Source organism: Nocardioides sp. FY1077 (assembly GCF_058681775.1).
Genome location: NZ_JBZWDB010000004.1, coordinates 292,697 through 310,525 on the forward strand (window position 1 = coordinate 292,697; position 17,829 = coordinate 310,525).

Annotated in this window: 18 protein-coding genes; 12 read left to right on the top strand and 6 right to left on the bottom strand. The window is 75.0% G+C overall.

Going from position 1 to position 17,829, the window contains the following annotated elements; genetic code table 11:
- Window positions 1–7: 7 nt before the first annotated feature.
- The 3 genes from AC4OR8_RS16605 to AC4OR8_RS16615 all read left to right on the top strand — a co-directional run bounded on the left by AC4OR8_RS16605 (window position 8) and on the right by AC4OR8_RS16615 (window position 1,781).
- A complete protein-coding gene (locus tag AC4OR8_RS16605) occupies window positions 8–802 on the top strand; it encodes a class I SAM-dependent methyltransferase (RefSeq protein WP_492166700.1) in 795 nt (264 codons plus the stop codon).
- Window positions 803–879: 77 nt separating this feature from the next.
- Entirely contained in the window at window positions 880–1,338 is a 459-nt protein-coding gene (locus tag AC4OR8_RS16610) for an RDD family protein (protein WP_492166701.1), read from the top strand.
- A gap of 59 nt (window positions 1,339–1,397) precedes the next feature.
- The gene (locus AC4OR8_RS16615; protein ID WP_492166702.1) at window positions 1,398–1,781 is read left to right on the top strand and encodes a hypothetical protein; all 384 of its coding nucleotides are present in this window, start codon (window positions 1,398–1,400) and stop codon (window positions 1,779–1,781) included.
- Here AC4OR8_RS16615 and AC4OR8_RS16620 read toward each other — a convergent pair.
- Window positions 1,778–2,653: a helix-turn-helix transcriptional regulator gene (locus tag AC4OR8_RS16620; RefSeq protein ID WP_492166703.1), complete on the bottom strand. Its 876-nt coding sequence runs from the start codon at window positions 2,651–2,653 to the stop codon at window positions 1,778–1,780. The genes AC4OR8_RS16615 and AC4OR8_RS16620 overlap by 4 nt on opposite strands.
- A 168-nt stretch (window positions 2,654–2,821) precedes the next feature.
- Between AC4OR8_RS16620 and AC4OR8_RS16625 the strand changes: the two genes are divergently transcribed.
- Window positions 2,822–3,880, top strand: a complete 1,059-nt coding sequence (locus AC4OR8_RS16625) for an SDR family oxidoreductase (protein WP_492166704.1) — start codon at window positions 2,822–2,824, stop codon at window positions 3,878–3,880.
- Window positions 3,881–3,896: 16 nt separating this feature from the next.
- Here the strand turns inward: AC4OR8_RS16625 and AC4OR8_RS16630 are convergent, their stop codons facing one another.
- Both AC4OR8_RS16630 and AC4OR8_RS16635 read right to left on the bottom strand, forming a co-directional pair.
- Window positions 3,897–4,814, bottom strand: a complete 918-nt coding sequence (locus AC4OR8_RS16630; RefSeq protein ID WP_492166705.1) for an alpha/beta fold hydrolase — start codon at window positions 4,812–4,814, stop codon at window positions 3,897–3,899.
- Between the two features lie 69 nt (window positions 4,815–4,883).
- On the bottom strand, window positions 4,884–6,548 hold the full coding sequence (locus AC4OR8_RS16635) for a hypothetical protein (RefSeq protein ID WP_492166706.1): 1,665 nt from the start codon (window positions 6,546–6,548) through the stop codon (window positions 4,884–4,886).
- A gap of 351 nt (window positions 6,549–6,899) precedes the next feature.
- On the opposite strand from AC4OR8_RS16635, the gene AC4OR8_RS16640 reads away from it, so the two are divergent.
- From AC4OR8_RS16640 to AC4OR8_RS16660, 5 genes are all read left to right on the top strand, one after another.
- Window positions 6,900–7,127: a hypothetical protein gene (locus tag AC4OR8_RS16640; RefSeq protein WP_492166707.1), complete on the top strand. Its 228-nt coding sequence runs from the start codon at window positions 6,900–6,902 to the stop codon at window positions 7,125–7,127.
- Entirely contained in the window at window positions 7,124–7,588 is a 465-nt protein-coding gene (locus tag AC4OR8_RS16645) for a hypothetical protein (RefSeq protein WP_492166708.1), read from the top strand. The genes AC4OR8_RS16640 and AC4OR8_RS16645 overlap by 4 nt, the downstream gene beginning before the upstream one ends.
- A gap of 81 nt (window positions 7,589–7,669) precedes the next feature.
- Complete coding sequence (locus tag AC4OR8_RS16650; protein WP_492166709.1) at window positions 7,670–8,512, top strand: aldo/keto reductase; 843 nt, start codon at window positions 7,670–7,672, stop codon at window positions 8,510–8,512.
- A complete protein-coding gene (locus AC4OR8_RS16655) occupies window positions 8,512–9,585 on the top strand; it encodes an alanine racemase (protein ID WP_492166710.1) in 1,074 nt (357 codons plus the stop codon). Before AC4OR8_RS16650 ends, AC4OR8_RS16655 begins: the two co-directional genes overlap by 1 nt.
- A 46-nt stretch (window positions 9,586–9,631) precedes the next feature.
- Window positions 9,632–10,363: a peptidylprolyl isomerase gene (locus AC4OR8_RS16660; protein WP_492166711.1), complete on the top strand. Its 732-nt coding sequence runs from the start codon at window positions 9,632–9,634 to the stop codon at window positions 10,361–10,363.
- 27 nt (window positions 10,364–10,390) lie between these two features.
- On the opposite strand, the gene AC4OR8_RS16665 is transcribed toward AC4OR8_RS16660, so the two are convergent.
- Window positions 10,391–10,966, bottom strand: coding sequence for an OsmC family protein (locus AC4OR8_RS16665; RefSeq protein ID WP_492166712.1), 576 nt, complete (start codon window positions 10,964–10,966; stop codon window positions 10,391–10,393).
- Window positions 10,967–11,033: 67 nt separating this feature from the next.
- Window positions 11,034–11,177 carry a hypothetical protein gene (locus AC4OR8_RS16670; RefSeq protein ID WP_492166713.1) on the bottom strand — a complete coding sequence of 48 codons (144 nt, stop codon included), beginning with the start codon at window positions 11,175–11,177 and terminating at the stop codon, window positions 11,034–11,036.
- A 191-nt stretch (window positions 11,178–11,368) separates the two neighbouring features.
- Between AC4OR8_RS16670 and AC4OR8_RS16675 the strand changes: the two genes are divergently transcribed.
- Window positions 11,369–12,367, top strand: a complete 999-nt coding sequence (locus AC4OR8_RS16675) for an NADP-dependent oxidoreductase (RefSeq protein WP_492166714.1) — start codon at window positions 11,369–11,371, stop codon at window positions 12,365–12,367.
- 97 nt (window positions 12,368–12,464) lie between these two features.
- Here the strand turns inward: AC4OR8_RS16675 and AC4OR8_RS16680 are convergent, their stop codons facing one another.
- Complete coding sequence (locus AC4OR8_RS16680; protein ID WP_492166715.1) at window positions 12,465–14,198, bottom strand: SpoIVB peptidase S55 domain-containing protein; 1,734 nt, start codon at window positions 14,196–14,198, stop codon at window positions 12,465–12,467.
- Between the two features lie 156 nt (window positions 14,199–14,354).
- Between AC4OR8_RS16680 and pepN the strand changes: the two genes are divergently transcribed.
- Both pepN and AC4OR8_RS16690 read left to right on the top strand, forming a co-directional pair.
- The gene (pepN, locus tag AC4OR8_RS16685; protein ID WP_492166716.1) at window positions 14,355–16,838 is read left to right on the top strand and encodes an aminopeptidase N; all 2,484 of its coding nucleotides are present in this window, start codon (window positions 14,355–14,357) and stop codon (window positions 16,836–16,838) included.
- Window positions 16,835–17,704, top strand: a complete 870-nt coding sequence (locus tag AC4OR8_RS16690) for a formate dehydrogenase accessory sulfurtransferase FdhD (RefSeq protein ID WP_492166717.1) — start codon at window positions 16,835–16,837, stop codon at window positions 17,702–17,704. The genes pepN and AC4OR8_RS16690 overlap by 4 nt, the downstream gene beginning before the upstream one ends.
- Window positions 17,705–17,829: the final 125 nt, after the last annotated feature.

Genomic DNA, 17,829 nt, shown 5'->3' on the forward strand with positions numbered 1-17,829 from the left:
TCCCGGCATGGACCAGGCGGCCACCGACGCGGCGATCCAGGCCTACTACGCCGACCAGTTCGACGAGTCGTCGCGGCTGACGACGCGCTCGCTGGCAGGCGTCCTCGAGCTGGTGCGCACCCAGGAGATGGTCGGTGCACGCCTCGGGCCGGGCTCGCGCGTCGTCGACGTCGGCGGCGCCACCGGCGTGCACGCCGCCGCCCTCGCCGCCGCGGGCCACCGGGTCACGCTGGTCGACCCGGTGGAGGCCCAGGTCCTGCAGGCCCGCCGGCACGGCACCTTCACCGCGCTGGTCGGCGACGCCCGCCGTCTCGAGCTCGCCGACGACGCGTTCGACGCCGCCCTGCTGCTCGGTCCGCTCTACCACCTGCGCTCCCGCGACGACCGGCTCGCCTGCCTGCGCGAGGCGGTGCGCGTCGTGGCCTCCGGCGGTCTCGTGGTGGCCGCCGCGATACCCCGGCTGTCGCGCCACCTCGCCGTGGCCCTGGCCGCACCCGCGCCGCACCCCTACCCCGCCGAGTGGGTCGAGCTGCTGGAGCACGGCACGCCCCCGACGGCCGGCAGGTTCCCCGCCGGTCACTTCCACACCGCGGCCGAGCTCGGTGACGAGCTGGCCGCGGCCGGCCTGCTCGACGTCGAGCTGGTCGCGGTGGAGGGCGTCGCCGGGCTCGCCCTGGAGCAGGTGACCGGGCCCGACCCCGAGCTCCTCGAGGCCGCGTTGACCGTCGCCCGCCGTACCGCCCACCTGCCGGGCGTCCTCGACCTCACCCACCACGTGGTCGGGCTCGGTCGCGTGCGGTAGCGGGGCGCGACCTCGGCCGACGGCCGGTCTGGTCGATGTCAGGACGGGGCGGTGCGGTCTGCGGTAGGAATCTGCCCATGAGCGCAACTGACAACCGTCCTGCCCCTTCCACACCCGACGGGCGAGCCGACGCGTCGCTGGGGAAGCGGGTGGGCGCGCTGCTCCTCGACAGCCTGGTGCTGATCCCGCTGTTCGTCGTCTCGGCCCTCCTCTTCGGGGAGAGCCGGACGGGTGACGGCTCGGCGAGCGTCTCGCTCACCGGGCTGCCGTTCCTCCTCACCGCGCTGGTGGCGCTCGGCTACTTCTTCGTCCTCGAGCTGACGACCGGCCAGACGCTGGGCAAGAAGGCGGTCGGCATCCGTGTGGTCTCCGAGCGCGGTGACCTGGGGGCCGGCGCGGTGCTGCTGCGCACCCTCCTGCGCGTCGTCGACGGGCTCTTCTTCTACGCGGTCGGCTTCTTCGTGGCGCTGGCGAGCAAGAAGAACCAGCGCGTCGGCGACATGGCCGCCTCCACGCGCGTCGTCTCCGCCCGCTAGGCGACACGGCCCGGCCCAGGACGCAGCCCAGGACCGGGCACCGGGTCTACGGTGCAGTCATGAGTCGCTCGGGGCGTGCGGTCGTGCTGGTGCTGGCTGTGCTGGCCGGGGTGGTCGCCGCCGTGCTGCTGGCCTCGGCGCCGTCGGCGACCTACCAGCACACCGAGCGCCAGCAGGGCCAGCAGGTCACCACCACCGAGCAGGCGAGGTGCGGCGGGCTCATCGTGAGCGGCTCCACCGCCCCACCCGCCGGCGACGGCTCCGACGACGGTGCGGAGTCGCAGGCGTGCCGGCGTGCCGAGCTGGGGTACGGGTTGGGCGCCGGCGCGGCCGCGCTGGTCTGCGTCATGCTCGGGTCGGTGGCGTGCTTCGCGGGCCGCGACGAGGAGGAGACGCGTGACGACCGCGCCACCGCCTCGGCCGGAAGCGCGTCCGCCGGCTAGGCGACTGCGCCCGCCAGCAGCCGCAGCGCGTGGTCGGACGCCGATCGCGGGGCCGCGCTGAGCAGCATCAGCCGGTGGCCGGTGCCGTCGGCGACCGTGGTCACCGTGAAGGCCAGGTCGAGGGCGCCCACGACGGGGTGGCGGTAGCGCTTCGTGCCCTCGGTGCAGGCCCCCACGGGGTGCTGCGCCCACCGCCGCGCGAAGTCGTCGCTGCCCATGCACAGCTCACCGACCAGGGACGCCAGCCCGGGGTCGTGGGGGTGCTGGCCCGCGACCAGGCGCAGCGACGCGACGGCCCGCTCGGCCTCCTGCTCCCAGTCGGCGTGGAGCTCGCGGGTGTGCGGGTCGAGGAACAGCATCCGCACCGTGTTGGGCCGCACACCGTCATCGGTGGGCGCGTCGAGCGGCAGGTGCCCGGCGAGGAGGGCGTGGGCCAGGGGGTTCCAGGCCAGCACGTCGTTGCGCCGGTCGAGCGCCAGCGCCGGCACGTCGCCGATCGCGGCCACCACCTGCGCCGTGGCCGCGCCGAGGGTGGCCGGCACCGACGGCGCGTCGACCGGGTCGGTGCGGGCGGTGCGGGCCGTGCGGGCCGTGCGGGCAGGCCGCGCGAGCCGGTGGAGGTGGGCGCGCTCGTCGTCGTCGAGCCGCAGCGCCCGCGCCACGGCGTCGAGGACGCCGTCGGAGGCACCGGCGCCCTGGCCCTGCTCGAGGCGGGTGTAGTAGGTGGCGCTGACCCCGGCCAGCTGCGCGAGCTCCTCGCGACGCAGGCCGGGCACGCGCCGCCGTCCGTACGACGCCACGCCCAGCTCCGCCGGGTCGAGACGCGCGCGTCGGACCCGCAGGAACTGCCCCAAGTCGGTGTTGGCCTCCACTCCCCCAGTCTCACCCACCCCGCGCGGGGGCCGGGCCGCGGAGGGTGACCCTGCCAGGGATAGGCACCGGGTGCCTGCCCTGCGGCGGGCGTGGTGCGGTCCGGCCACGGCACCCACGGTGGACGTGGCCCGTCGACCGGCGGACCGACCCGTCCCTGGAGGTACCTCGTGCACCCGCCCCGCAGCACCGCCCTCGTCGTCGGCGCCCACGGCGTCATCGGCTCCACCCTGCTCGACCACCTGGCCTCGCTGCCCGACGTCGACGTCGTCGGGATCTCCCGCCGCGGCGGCGCCGACACCGCGACGGTGCGCCACGTCGCCGTCGACCTGCTCGACGCCGAGGCCACCCGCGCGGCGCTGTCGCGGCTGCCGGAGGTCACCCACGTCTACTACGCCGCGTTCCAGGACCGGCCGACCTGGGCCGAGCTGGTCGCGCCCAACCTGGCGATGCTCGTCCACACCGTGGAGGCCGTCACCGCGAGCGCCACCGACCTGCGCCACGTCAGCCTGATGCAGGGCTACAAGGTGTACGGCGCCCACCTGGGCCCGTTCCAGACCCCCGCCCGCGAGGACGACCCCGGTCACCTCCCGCCGGAGTTCAACCTCGACCAGCAGCGCTACCTGGTGGAGCGGCAGGCCGGCCAGCCGTGGACCTGGTCGGCCCTGCGGCCGTCGGTGGTGTGCGGCACCGCCCTGGGCAACCCGATGAACCTGGTGTCCGTGCTCGCCGTCTACGCGACGCTGTGCAAGGAGCTGCAGGTGCCGATGCGCTTCCCCGGCCGGCCCGGCGCCTACGACACGCTGCTGGAGACGACCGACGCGGGACTGCTCGCCCGGGCCACGGTCTGGGCGGCCACGGAGCCGGCCGCCGCCAACCAGGCGTTCAACATCACCAACGGCGACCTGTTCCGGTGGAACCAGATGTGGCCCCACCTCGCCGACGTCCTCGGCGTCGACGTGGCCGCACCGCTGCCGATGTCGCTGAGCGACGTGATGGCCGACAAGCAGCCGGTGTGGGAGCGGCTCGTCGCCACCCACGACCTCGCGCCGACGCCGTGGGCCGACGTGTCGTCGTGGGCCTTCGGCGACGCCGTCTTCTCCTGGGACCACGACTTCCTCAGCGACGGCTCGAAGGCGCGCCGCCTGGGCTTCACCGAGCACGTCGACACCCGCGCCATGTTCGCCGACCTCGTCGCCGACCTGCGGGAGCGCCGCGTCATCCCGTGACGCACCCCGCAGGTGCTCACCGGCTCCGGGCGGCGGCGGTCGGGGCTGTCGGGTCGGAGGTGACGGTCAGCACCGCCGGCACGACCGTGGGCCACGACGCGGGTGGCGGCACCTGGTGGCCCATGTCGTCGACGAGCAGGAGCTGCGCGCCGGGCACGGCGGCGGCCAGCGCCTCACCGTGCGCCGGCGGGAAGAGCGGGTCAAGGGCGCCGTGCACGACCAGGGTCGGCACCGCGATCCGGCGGGCGTCGAGCGGGCCGTCGGGACCGTCGGGGCCCTCCGGGTCGTCGGCCTCGACCGCCAGCCAGTGGTTGCCGGCGGCCGCGACGTCGTGGGAGCGCTCCCAGGTGAGGGTGGCCGCCTCGAGGGCAGCGCCCTCGTCGAACGTCGCCCGGCCCGCGAACGTGCGCTCGCCGGCCACCGCCCACGCGACGTAGGCCCCCCGGTCGGCCCAGTCGGGGTCGGCCGGGGGCGCCGCGAACGCAGCGGACACCGCCGGGTCGGGCCCGGGCAGCAGGTCGTGGTCGACGCCGCCCACCGCGCTGGTGGCGACCAGGGTGAGCGAGGCCACCAGCTCGGGGCGGCGCAGAGCCACCGCCTGGGCGATGCCGCCGCCCATCGAGAGACCCACCAGGTGGGCCCGGCCCCCGGGTCCTGCCAGCGCCTCCACGAGAGCCGCGGTGTCACGGGCCAGCGTCGCGCCGCCGTACGTCGGCGCCCCGGGCGGGCCTGTCGTCGAGCGGCCCGTGTCGCGGTGGTCGTACCTCGCGACGCGCCGGCCGCCGGCGACGAGCGCGGAGCACCACGCCGGCGGCCACAGGTCCATGCTCGCCGCGGCACCGGCGACCAGGACCACCAACGGGTGCGCAGGGTCCCCGACCAGCTCGACGCACAGCTCGGCGCCGTCGACCGCGACGCGGGTCTCGTGGGTCATGCCCACTCCGACCGGCACCGGGCCGGCGACTCATCGGCCCACCCGCGGCGAGCGGTTGCCGGCCGGCGGTCAGCAGCCGTCGGTGAGCGCAGTCCTGGTCAGCCCCGCGCCGCCGGTGGCCTGGGTGCCGGAGCCGATGGGCCAGGCGCGCTGCCAGTCGGAGGTCAGCACGGTGCTGTCCATCTCGAGGCGCTTCTTGCCGACCAGGCTGATGCGGGGGGTCAGCAGCTTGCCGGAGACGGCGGCGGCGTCCTTGACCGTGCCGACCACCTGGCCGTCGTAGAACCAGGTGATGTGGTTGCCGGCCACCTCCACCGCGACGTTGCGGGGGATGTCGGTGAGGGTGATGCCGGGACGGGTCATCGTCCAGGCGGCGTCGGCGCCCCGCGAGCGGACGCCGAGGCGCATGCCCGGCGAGCGCATCGTGAAGTCGGCGACCGTGATGGTGTCGAGCCCGCACGACGTCACGTCGGCGCCCACGGGCACCAGCTCGACCCGCACCTGGTAGTTCGCCGCACTGGTCTCGTAGGTGGCGGCCCGCAGGCGGAACTCCCAGCGACCGGTGCGCTGGCTGTTGCCGTCGAGGGTGGCGGTGGTGGTGCCCCGGTCACCGCGCCCGCCGCGGCCCTGGCTGCTCTGGAGGAACAACCCGCCGTTGACGTGGGCGGCGCGGCCGAAGCCGTCGGAGGTGTCGAGCCACCCGCCCTGCAGCCGGCTGCCGCGGAACGGCGCGGAGGTGAGCGACTCGCCGTACTCCCAGGCGAAGTCGAACAACGACTGGCCCCACCCGAAGTTCGAGCTGGCGTTGGGAGAACCGCCCGCGCGACGCGGGCTGGCGGCGAAGGGCACCGGGTCGCCGCTGGAGGTGGCCGGGGCCACGGCGGGGCGGGCGGCGGCCGCGCGGGCCGCGGCAGGGGCGCCGGGCGCCAGCACGGTGACCGGGAACGGGTGGGAGGCGAACCAGCCGACGCGGTCGCCGCCCACGAACCAGTCGTCCTGGCGGGCGCGGTAGACCGGGCGCCCGGCGGTGGGCTCGCTGACCTGGAAGACGGCGGTGCCCTCGGGGCCCGCCTCGTCGGTGGCCACGGTCTGCCAGGAGCCGTCGACCCGCTTCTGCAGCTCCACGAGCCGGCCGGGGAAGGCCGGCGGCTGCTTGCCCCGCACCAGCGGCGTGGTGTCGGCGACCACCGTGAACGTGCGCCCGGCGACGGCGGCACCCTCGGGCACGCCCTGCTGGAGCGCGACGTGCGCCACGACCTCCTGGGAGCGTGCGTGGAACAGGTGGGCGGGCGTCGCGGCCTGGCCGGACACCACGCGGTAGCTGATGTTGAACATCGCCGGCGCCGGGAAGGTGAACCGGAATCGGCCGTCCTCGTCGGTGGTGGCGGCGGAGTTCTGCACGTCGGTCCACCGGTCACCGGGGCGGTTCATGTGGTACTGCAGGTGGATGTCCTGGCGGCCGGTGCGGCCCGTGGCGCCGGTGAAGGTCATCTGCTGGCCCCCGACGTAGGCGCGGGGCGTGACCTCGAGCGACCCGGTCACCACGCGGGCCGCGACGCGGGTCCGGTCGTCGGCCTCGCCGGGCTGCGACGAGCTGGGCGCGACCGTGGCGCCGAGGGCCAGGCCCACGACGGAGGCGAGCACCACCAGCCCGCGGCCGGCGCGGCGTCGGTCTCGGGCACCGCGTCGTGCGGACGGCAGGGGGGTCGTGGACTGGTCTCCAGCGGAGCTCATGGTCGTGTCTTCCATCGGGCGTCGGTGACGGGGTCGCGGTGGGTCTCGCCGCACCACGGAGCGCGGGGCCGCCCGGCGTCGTGCGCCGTGCGGTCCTCACCCGAGATGCGCTGTCGCCGGACACCGGGCACCACCCCCCACGGGCCGGTACGGCGACACCGCTGATGCTAGGTCGCGCGCCGGGCCGACGCCCGGCAACGTCCGAAAATCAGCCGACCGGCCATCCTCCCCCACCCTGATGACCACCCCCCGTTCGCCGAACGACACCTCCCGACCGACCACCGGCCAGGCAGCGGACGCGCCGCCCCTAGGGGTGGGGAACGCCCCGGGGAGCGCGGTTACGTTCGGGACATGACCCAGAGCAGCGAGCAGAACAGCGACAAGATGGAGGCGGTCCAGGCCGTCGTCGACCGCGTCACCTCCTGGCAGGACGGCGCCACCGAGGGCACCGTGGCCGAGGAGCTGCGCAAGGGTGCCGGTGAGGTCGGGGTGGACCTGTCGGAGGACGAGGTCGCGCGCCTGGCCGACGCGATCGAGAGCCAGCACGGCGCCGTGCACGCGGCCGACGTCCTGTCGTGAGCCCCCAGCAGGGCGACGGCCCGCTGGCCTCGCACCAACGGCCCGACGGCGTCGACGACCTCACCGTGGAGGCCCTCGGCGACATCTCCGAGGCCCTCGAGGCCGTCGAGGTGGCCCGCGGTCACCTCTACACCTTCCACCGTCTCTCCGGCACCGCAGACCTGACCCTCGGGAAGGGCGTCGCCAAGCTGCGGGAGGCCGGCCACGGCGCGCTCGCCGACCGCATCGAGCGCGAGCTCGTCGGGCGCAACGTGCTCGAGGGTCGCTGGACCTTCCAGATCATGGAGGAGTACGACGACACGTACTGGTCGGTCTTCCGCGAGCTGGAGCAGGCCGCCCGCGACGAGCTCGTGGGCGGTCGGCGCCACCTGTTCGAGGCCGAGATGAAGGAGGACGAGCGCAGCCGCGGCCGTCGCCACCACGAGGCCACCCCCGACGACCGCGGGCCGCAGGGCGCCTGAGGCGTGGGCACGGCGGGTTCGTCGCGCTCCCCCGGGGCCGACGGGCCTGCCGCCGACACCGCCCGGCGCTAGGTTGGCGCCATGTCTCTCGCGACCCCGACGTACGACCTGAACGACGGCACCACGATCCCGGCCATCGGCCTCGGGACCTACCCGCTGCGTGACGACGCCTGCGTCGACGCGGTGGTCTCGGCGCTCCAGGTCGGCTACCGGCTCCTCGACACGGCCGTCAACTACGGCAACGAGGAGGCGGTGGGCGAGGGCCTGCGACGCAGCGGGGTGCCGCGCGACGAGGTCGTGGTCGCCACCAAGCTGCCGGGTCGCGACCACGCCTACGACGACGCCGTCGCCAGCGTGCGCGGCTCGCTCGAGCGGCTGGGCCTCGACCGCATCGACCTGCACCTCGTCCACTGGCCCAACCCGTCGGTCGGTCGCTACGTCGAGGCGTGGCGGGCGCTGGTCGACCTGCAGCGCGAGGGGCTGGTCCGCTCGATCGGCGTCTCGAACTTCACCGAGGCCCACCTCTCCCGCCTCCTCGACGAGACCGGGGTGACCCCTGCGGTCAACCAGGTGGAGCTGCACCCGCACTTCCCCCAGCAGCAGGCCCGGGCCGTGCACGAGCGCCTCGGCGTGCGCACCCAGTCGTGGAGCCCGCTGGGCAAGCGCAACGCGCCGCTGACCGACCCGGCCGTCACCGGTCCGGCGCAGCGGCTGGGGGTGACCCCCGCCCAGGTGATCCTGCGCTGGCAGGTGCAGCTGGGCTCGGTGCCCGTGCCGAAGTCGGCCACGCCCGAACGGCAGCGCGCCAACCTCGACGTCTTCGGTTTCTCCCTGCACGACGAGGAGGTCGCCGCGATCACCGCGCTCGGGCGCCCCGACGGTCGGCTCTTCGACGGCGACCCCGACACCCACGAGGAGATGTGATGGTGTCGGCGCCACCGACGCCGCACCTGCGGGTCGACCTCGACCGGCTGCGCCGCAACGTCCGCCGGGCCGCCGACCGGGCCGGCGCCCTCCAGGTGTCGCTGCGTCCCCACGTGAAGACCCACAAGTCGGTGGAGATCGCGCGGCTGCAGCTCGTCTCCGGGGCCGTCGGCATCACCGTGGCCACCGTCGGCGAGGCCGAGGTGTTCGCCCGCCACGGCTGCACCGACGTGTTCATCGCCTACCCGCTGTGGCTCGACGACGAGCGCGCGGTGCGGCTGCGCGACCTCTCCGAGATCGCCCGGATCGCGTTCGGGGTCGACTCCGTGGCCGGGGCGGCCAACGCCGGACGCCGCCTCGGCGGCTCGGGCATCGAGGTGATGGTGGAGGTCGACTCGGGCCACCACCGCACCGGCGTCGAGCCCGAGGGCGCCGGGGCGGTCGCGCTGGCCGCGCGGCGCGCCGGGCTCACGGTGCGGGGGGTCTTCACGTTCCCCGGCCACGGCTACGCCCCCGGAGCGGCGGCCGGCGCCGTGCGCGACGAGATCGCCGCGCTGCGCACCGCCCGCGACGCCGTGCGCGCCGAGGGCATCGACGTGCAGGTGGTCTCCGGCGGCTCGACGCCGACGCTGACCGCCAGCCTGGTGCCGGGCGCGGGCGACGTCGTCGACGAGCTCCGCCCGGGTGTCTACGTGTTCGGCGACGCCCAGCAGTGGGAGCTCGGGGCCCTCGACCCGACCGACGTCGCGCTCACCGCCCGCGCCACCGTCGTCAGCCACGCCCACGGGCGCCTGGTCCTCGACGCCGGCAGCAAGACGCTGGGCGCCGACCGGGCGCCGTACTCCTCCGGCTTCGGGCGCCTGCTCGACCACCCCGGCGCGCGCCTGGTGGCGCTGTCGGAGCACCACGCGGTCGCCGACCTGGGCGACGAGGCGCTTCCCCCGCTCGGCACGGTCGTCGACGTGGTGCCCAACCACGTGTGCGCCGCGGTCAACCTCGCCTCCGACCTGTGGGTGGAGGAGGCCGGCGGCCTGCGGCCCTGGGCGGTGACGGCGCGCGGCCAGAACGGCTGACGGGGCGCTCAGGAACCTCTAGGCCGCGGCCCCTACGATCGGGCCCATGCGCACCCGACCCCTCGTCCGTCGTCCGCTGGCGCGCCCCCTCGCCGCCGCGGCCGTGCTCGCCTGCCTCACCACGACGGCCGCCTGCGGCTCCGACGACGACGCGGCCAGCAACCCCGCGCCGTCGGCCTCGGAGTCCGCCTCGGACCCGGCGTCGGAGCCGGCGGCAGCCCCCGGCGAGGCGTGCGCCTACCCGCAGGACGGCGAGCCGGCCGCTCCGGTCGACCCGCCCGCGGAGTCGCCCACGGTCTCCGGCGAGGTCGGCGTCGACGTGGTCACCAGCGCCGGCGACCTCGGCCTGACCCTCGACGCCGACGCGACCCCGTGCACCGTCAACTCGTTCGTCAGCCTGGCCGAGCAGGGCTACTTCGACGGCACCACCTGCCACCGCCTGACCACCGAGGGCATCTACGTGCTGCAGTGCGGCGACCCGACGGCCACCGGCACCGGCGGACCCGGCTACACGATCCCCGACGAGCTCACCGGTGACGAGACCTACCCCGCCGGCACCCTGGCGATGGCCAAGACGATGTACCCCGACTCCGGCGGCTCGCAGTTCTTCATGGTCTACGAGGACTCGCCGCTGCCGGCCGACTACACCGTCTTCGGCACCATCGACGACGCCGGCCTCCAGGTGCTGGAGGACGTCGCGGACGAGGGCACCGACACCGGCGCCGGCGACGGCGCCCCGGCCACGCCCGTGGACATCGAGAGCGTCACCGTCGGCTGACCCGGGCCGTGGGCCGCGGACTGCGGCTCAGGCGAGGTCGCCGGTGGTGTAGCGCACCGGCTCCCCCAGGGTGACGGTGCGCCCGACGGTGCACAGCCGGTCCTGGATCATCTCCACGGTGCGCGGCACGACCTCGCGGGCGCGGTCGCCGTCGTCGCCCTCGGGGAAGCTGACGTCGAAGGTGACGGTGAGCCCCACCAGGTGGCTGCCGTCCTCGTCGCGCACCTTGTGGCCCTCGGCGCGGGCGGCGAACGACGCGAACGGCGCCCGCTTGCCGGTCACGTGGTCGAGGTCGACCGCGCCGCAGCCGACCAGGGCGGCGAGCAGCAGCTCGACCGGGGTGAAGTCGGGGTCGTCGCCGGAGCCCACGGGCAGCACGCCGCCGCGGGCGTTGGTGGCCTTGTAGCGACGCTCCCCGATGCGCACCATGTCGACCGCGCGGTGCGAGCCGTCGGGGTACGACGGCGCCGCGACGGGGCTGCTCACGTCGGCGTCGGGCTGTGCGGCGTCGGCGCTGGCTCCGACCGGCACACCCGCCGGGGCGGCCGAGGCGGGATCGACGTCGAGGTCGGGGGACGGCTGGGAGGGCTGCTGGTCGCTCATGGGCGACAGCCTGCCACCGTCCGGTGACCCGCCGTGCGGGGCAGCCCCGCACGGCGCCCGGGGTGGCTCAGGAGTCCTGGGGCTCCAGGCCGCGGCGCACCCGCCGGCGGCGGGCCATCACCAGCGCGAGGTTGCGCTGCGCGGTCGCCTCCCGCTCGGGGCGGATCCTGCCGGAGGCGATCCCGTGGGCGACGTACAGCTGCGAGTGCATGGTGGCTCTCATCCCTCTCGCCCCCTCCCGGGGGCTCGGTCGTGGTGGTGCGGTGTCATGGGTCATCGTGTTCGACGACTCTTACAGCGTAGCGACTGCTACACCGGAACGCCCGCCGACGGACCTGTGATCTCACGCACCCCTCTCGCCCGGCCCGCGCCGCCGCCGCGGGCACTGGCAGCATCGGGGTCATGACCGCCCAGACCCGTGAGATCCACCTGGCCCGACGACCCTCCGGCACCCCCGTGCCCGACGACTTCGCGATGGTCACCACCACGCTTCCCGACCTCGCCGACGGCGAGGTGCTGGTGCGCAGCACCGTGATGTCGGTCGACCCCTACATGCGCGGGCGGATGAACGACGCCGAGTCGTACGTGCCGCCGTTCCGGCTCGGTGAGCCGCTCGAGGGCGGGGCCGTCGGCGAGGTGGTCGAGTCGCGCGCCGCCGACCTCTCCCCCGGCGACGTCGTGCTGCACAACGCGGGCTGGCGCGAGCACGCGGTGCTGCCGGGCGCGGCGGTGCGCCGCCTCGACGTCGGTGACGTGGCCGCGTCGGCGTACCTCGGGGTGCTCGGCACCACCGGGCTCACCGCCTACGTCGGGCTGACCCGCATCGGCGAGCTGAAGGAGGGGGAGACGGTGTTCGTCTCCGGCGCCGCCGGGGCCGTGGGCTCCTCGGTCGGCCAGATGGCCCGCCTGCTCGGCGCGGGCAAGGTCATCGGCTCCGCCGGGTCGCCGGAGAAGGTCGCCTGGCTCACCGACGAGCTCGGGTTCGACGCGGCGTTCGACTACCACGACGGGCCGGTGGGCGACCGCCTCGGCGAGCACGGCCCGGTCGACGTCTACTTCGACAACGTGGGCGGTGAGCACCTCGAGGCCGCGATCACCCACCTCAACGACTTCGGCCGCGTCGCCGCCTGCGGGATGATCGCGTCGTACAACGCCACCGAGCCGACGCCGGCGCCGCGCAACCTGATGATGGTGGTGCAGAAGCGGCTGACCATCCGCGGCTTCATCGTCAGCGACCACCGCGACCTGGCCTCGGAGTTCCACCGCCGCGTGGGGGCCTGGGTGGCCTCCGGCGAGCTGACGCACCGCGAGACCTTCACCGACGGCCTCGACACCGCCGTCGAGGCGTTCCTCGGCGTGCTCGGCGGGGCCAACACCGGCAAGATGCTCGTGCGCCTCTGACCCCACGCGCCGACGGCGGGCCCGGACTCCTGGTCCGGGCCCGCCGTCGGTGCGGTGCGGTGCTGTGCTGCTGGGCGGTGCTGCGGTGGGGCCTGTGTCAGCGGACGCGGATCCCGAGGTAGCGGCTGCCGGTGACGACCTCGCTGTAGGGACCGCTCTGGGTCACGATGCTGCGGGGCAGCCCCTTGCCGCGGGCGCGCAGCTCGACGGAGATCTCGTCGTTCTGCACGGGGTCGGCGAAGGCCTCGACGGCCTGGGCGACCGACTTGATCCGGTAGGTGTTGGTGTAGTCGGAGCCGCCGCCCTGCACGACCAGGTACGCCGAGCGGCGGGCGCGCGCCGGGATCTTCACCGAGAGCGGGGCGTGGGTGACCGACCCGTCGGGCGCCTCGAGCAGGGCGCGCAGCTTCATCGTCGAGCCGGCCTCGGCCCGCACCGAGTCGCGTCGTCCGACGGTGACCCACTCGCCGCCCTTGCGCTGCTCGATGCCGCTGAGGCGGAGCACGTCGGTGGAGTCGTCGACGACGCCGTCGACGGTGACGGAGTCGATGCTGACCCCGTCGATGCGGCTCAGCGCGTAGGTGAGGTCGGCGAGGTCGAAGACCGACTCGAAGGAGATGTCGTAGTCCGAGAGGTAGGTGTCAGCGGCGCTCAGCGAGAACGGGGCGCCGACCTCGTCGGTGCCGGTGATCGTCCAGCTCTGCTTCTCGGTGCCGGGGATGTAGGAGTCCAGCACCCGGTCGTGGTTGACCAGCAGCTGGGCGAAGACCGTGTCGGCGGTGAAGTCGTCGACGTACACGTCGCTGCTGCCGGTGCGCTCGCGGCCCTCGAAGCTCACGGTGGAGGTGATGGTGGTGGCGTCGGGCAGCTCGGCGAAGGTGCCGGTGATGCCGGTCGTGCGGTCGTCGGTGATGGTGCCGACGGCCGGGGCGATGTTGGCGACCTTGAACGGGGCGCCGAGGGAGTCGGGCTGCACGTACAGCGCCGTCGCCGGGTTGAGACCGAGGGTGGTCTCGCCGAAGAAGCCGAAGGGGTGGCCGAACCCGACGACCTCGCCGTCGCAGACGGAGGTGGCCGTGCCGACCGCACCAGCGGTGACGTCGCCGTAGGACAGCGTGGTGGCGAGGTTGCCGCCGGCGACGACGGTGTCGGCCGAGGCGTCCTCGGCCGCGGCCCTGCCGACCGCGCCCACGGCGTAGGTCTGGGCGTCGAGGTAGGGCTTGTCGGCCTTGCTCGCCTGGGTGAGGCGCTTCTGGCTGAGGCCGCTGATCCCGACGGGCATCCGCAGCTGGGCGAAGCCCTGCTCGGCCTGGGCGGCGCTGACGTCGGAGGAGGCGGCGATCGCGCGGGCGGTGCGGTCGTCGACGGCGACCCGGCGGGCGCCGTCGGTGAGGTAGTCGTCCATCTCGGCGTACGGCGTGATGCCGGCGACCGGCGAGGAGCCGTAGGAGAGGCCGTAGGCGACCGCGCCGACGAGCCGGTCGTCGATGTAGACCGGCGAGCCGGACATGCCCGACCAGATGCCGCCGGCGGCGTCGATGGCGGGAGAGGAGAGCTCGGCCATGATCATGTCGACGCCGGGCGCGATGCCGTCGTCGAGCACGCCGATGACCGACCCGGTGAACGCCTCCGGCGTGGTGCCCTCCGAGACGGTGAGCCCCGTGACGGCGGCGTCCGCGGTGACGTCGGCCTGGGGATAGGTCGGCGTGCAGTCCTCGGCGGGCGCTGCCTGAGCCGGTGCGGTGGTGACCGCGGCGGCGCCGAGCACCAGACCGGCTGCGGTGGTGGCGGCCAGGGCTCGGCCCCGGCGGGTGGTGCTGGGTCGCGACATCGCGTCCCTCCTCCTGTGACGTGGGCCGCACGGCGCGGCCCTCGCACAGGTTGACGCACTGCGGACCCGTTCGGTTGCCGATCGCCCCAGGTCGCGTGGCTGGATCGTGACGGTGGCCCCAGGTGCACCGTCGGGGCAGGCACATAGGCTCGCCACGTGAGCACCACCGACTCCCCCGTCACCGCCGTCGCCGGCGCCGCCCACGGCCTCCTGCGCAGCGAGGCGCAGGCCCGCGCCGCGCTGCTCGACGTCGAGCACTACGACGTGCGCCTCGACCTCGCCGCCGACGACGCCACCTTCTCCTCGGTCACCACGATCCGGTTCACCTCGCGCGGCGGGGCGACGTTCCTCGACCTCAAGCCGGTCTCGGTGCGCGAGGTGCGCCTCGACGGCCGTCGGCTCGACGTCGACCTGCTGCGTGGCGGCCGGCTCCCGCTGGAGACCACCGAGGGCGCCCACGAGCTCGTCGTCGACGCCGTGATGCGCTTCCGCACCGACGGCGAGGGCCTGCACCGCTCGGTCGACCCCGCCGACGGTCGCCACTACGTCTACGGCATGTCCTTCATGGACGCCGCTCCCAGCATCTTCGCCTGCTTCGACCAGCCCGACCTGAAGGCGCCCTACACCTTCCACGTGCGCGCCCCCGAGGACTGGACGGTGGTCGGCAACGCCCCGGCGAGCAACCCCGAGCCGGGCGTGTGGGAGCTGGAGACCAGCCGGCCGCTGTCCACCTACTTCGTCACCCTCGTCGCCGGGCCCTACCACCTGCTGCACGACGAGCACGACGGCATCCCGCTGTCGCTGAGCGCCCGGGCCAGCCTGGCCGGCGCCCTCGAGGCCGACGCCGACGAGCTGTTCACGATGACCCGTCAGTGCTTCGACGAGATGCACCGGCTGTTCGGCATCCGCTACCCGTTCGGCCGCTACCACCAGGCGTTCGTGCCGGAGTTCAACGCCGGCGCCATGGAGAACCCCGGCTGCGTCACGTTCCGCGACCCGCTGCTGTTCCCCAGCCGCGTCACCCGCGGCCTGCGCATCCAGCGCGCCACCACGGTGGCCCACGAGATGGCGCACCAGTGGTTCGGCAACATCACCACGCCGCTGTGGTGGGACGACCTGTGGCTCAACGAGTCGTTCGCGGAGTACCTCGGCACCCGCGTCACCGCCGACGTCACCGAGTACGACGACGCCTGGGTCTACCACGCCTACTCCCGGCGCCAGTGGGGCCTGCTCGCCGACCAGCGGCCCAGCACCCACCCGGTCGCCGGCAACGGCGAGCAGGACGCCACCGCCGCGCTGCAGAACTTCGACGGCATCTCCTACTCGAAGGGCTCCAGCCTGCTCAAGCAGCTCGCCGCGGGCATGGGCGACGAGGTCTTCTTCGCCGGGGTGGTCGACCACTTCGACACCCACTTCTACGGCAACGCCACCATGCACGACCTCCTCGCGAGCTGGGAGCGCGCCGGCGCCGGCGACCTGTCGCGCTTCGCCCGCGACTGGCTGAGCACCGCCGGCCCCGACCGGCTGGTGCTCGACCGGGAGCGGGGCGAGCTGGTGCGCGTCCCGCCGGCCGGCAGCGAGGCCGAGCGCACCCACGCCTTCCGGGTGGCCCGCGCGGCCCCCGGCGGCACCTGGTCGCTGGCCCCCACCACGGTGGCGGGCGAGCGCACGCCGTACGACGCCGGCGACGACGCCGTGCTGCTCGACCCCTACGAGGACACCTGGGCCGTGGTCGAGCCCGACGCCACCACGACGGCGGCGCTGGTCGACCTCCTGCCCCGCACCACCGACAGCCTGCTGCGCGCAGGTGCCTGGAACTCGGTGCGCAGCGGCTACCACCACGCCCGCATCGCCCCCGACGACGTGGTCGACCTCGTCGTGGCCTGGCTGCCGGACGAGCACGACGACGCCGCGGTCGCCTACACGCTGCCGTGGGTGCTCTCCGCGGTGCTGCCCCGCGCCGGTGACCCTGCCGTCGCGGCCGCACGGGTGCACGACGTGGCCACCAGCGCCGCCCACGCCGCGGAGCCGGGCTCCACCCACCAGCTCGCGGTGTTCCAGGCCGCCGCCAGCACCGCCGCGCTCCCCCGGCTCGCGACGTGGCTGGCCGGCGACGACCTGCCCGCCGGCGTCGAGGTCGACCTCGAGCTGCGCTGGCGCCTGCTGGTGCGCCAGGCCGCCCTCGGCGGCACCGACCGTGCCGGTCTCGACGCCGAGCTCGCGCGCGAGCACTCGACCAAGGCCGGGACGGAGCACACCCGCGCCGTGGCCGCGCTGCCCGACCCCGCGGCGAAGGAGTTCGCCTGGGACCGGTTCACCGGGCGGGTGCCGGCGACCAACTACGAGCTGGAGGCCGCCGGCCTCGGCATGTGGCAGCCCGGCCAGGAGGACCTCACCGCCGCCTACGTCGAGCGCTACCTCGCCGAGCTGCCCGGCCTGGTCGACGTGCACCGGGGCTGGGTGCTCGGCGACGTGGCGTCGTCGTTCTTCCCGATGACCGCCCTCGACGACGCCACGGTGGAGCGGCTGCACGCCCTGATCGCCACCCCCGGCCTCGACGCCACCGTGCGTCGGCGGGTCGTCGACGCCACCGACGAGCTCGAGCACCGCGTCGCGGTGGCCCGGGCGTTCCCGGCATGAGCCTCGCCGAGGGCCGCGCCCGGCGTCCCGGACCCACCGTGCGCACCCGCGTCGAGGAGCACCTCGCGCCCGCCCCCGACGCCGAGCCCGGCACCCCCGGGGCGGTGCGCCGCCACGAGGACCGGCTGGTCACCGAGGAGCCGCTGGAGATCCGGCTCGCCTGGCCCGGCACCACGGCCCACCGCGCCTGGGTCACCATGCGCACCCCCGGCCACGACTTCGAGCTCGCCGCCGGCTGGGCGGTGCACGAGGGCCTGCCGGGTCCGGCGGGCATCGCGGGCATCGCCTACTGCACCGACGTCGACCTCGCCCCGGAGCAGGAGTTCAACGTGGTCACCCTGACGCTGGCCTCGGTGCCCGAGCGGGCGCCCGGCCACCGCCACGACGCGCTGTCGGCCGGCTCCTCGGCGTGCGGGGTCTGCGGCGCCGACAGCGTCGCCGCCGTCCTCGACATCGCCCCCGGCACCCGCTGGCCCGGCGAGCGCCCCACCGCCGAGGTCGTCCGCACCCTTCCCGACCTGCTGCGCGAGCAGCAGCCCGTGTTCGCCCGCACCGGCGGCATCCACGCCGCCGGGCTGTTCACCGCCGACGGCCAGGCCCTGGTGGTGCGTGAGGACGTCGGACGCCACAACGCCGTCGACAAGGTCACCGGGGCCCGCACCGTGGCGGGACACCCCGCGGCCGAGGCGTGCCTGGTGGTGAGCGGTCGCGCCGGCTTCGAGCTGGTGCAGAAGGCGGTCACCGCCGGCGTCGGCGCCCTGGTGAGCGTGGGGGCGCCCACCAGCCTGTCGGCCCGCCTGGCCAAGGAGAGCGGGCTCGAGCTGTGGGGGTTCACCTCGCCCCGGCGCGCCGTGCGCTACGTGTGACCCGCGTCGCGACGCACCACCTCTGACCCCAGCGGGTGGGCCGACGCGGCCCCCTGTCCGCCTACCGTGGTGGAGGCCGCCACCGCGGCCCGCCCGGCGCCCGTCGCCGCCGCTGCGGCGCACCC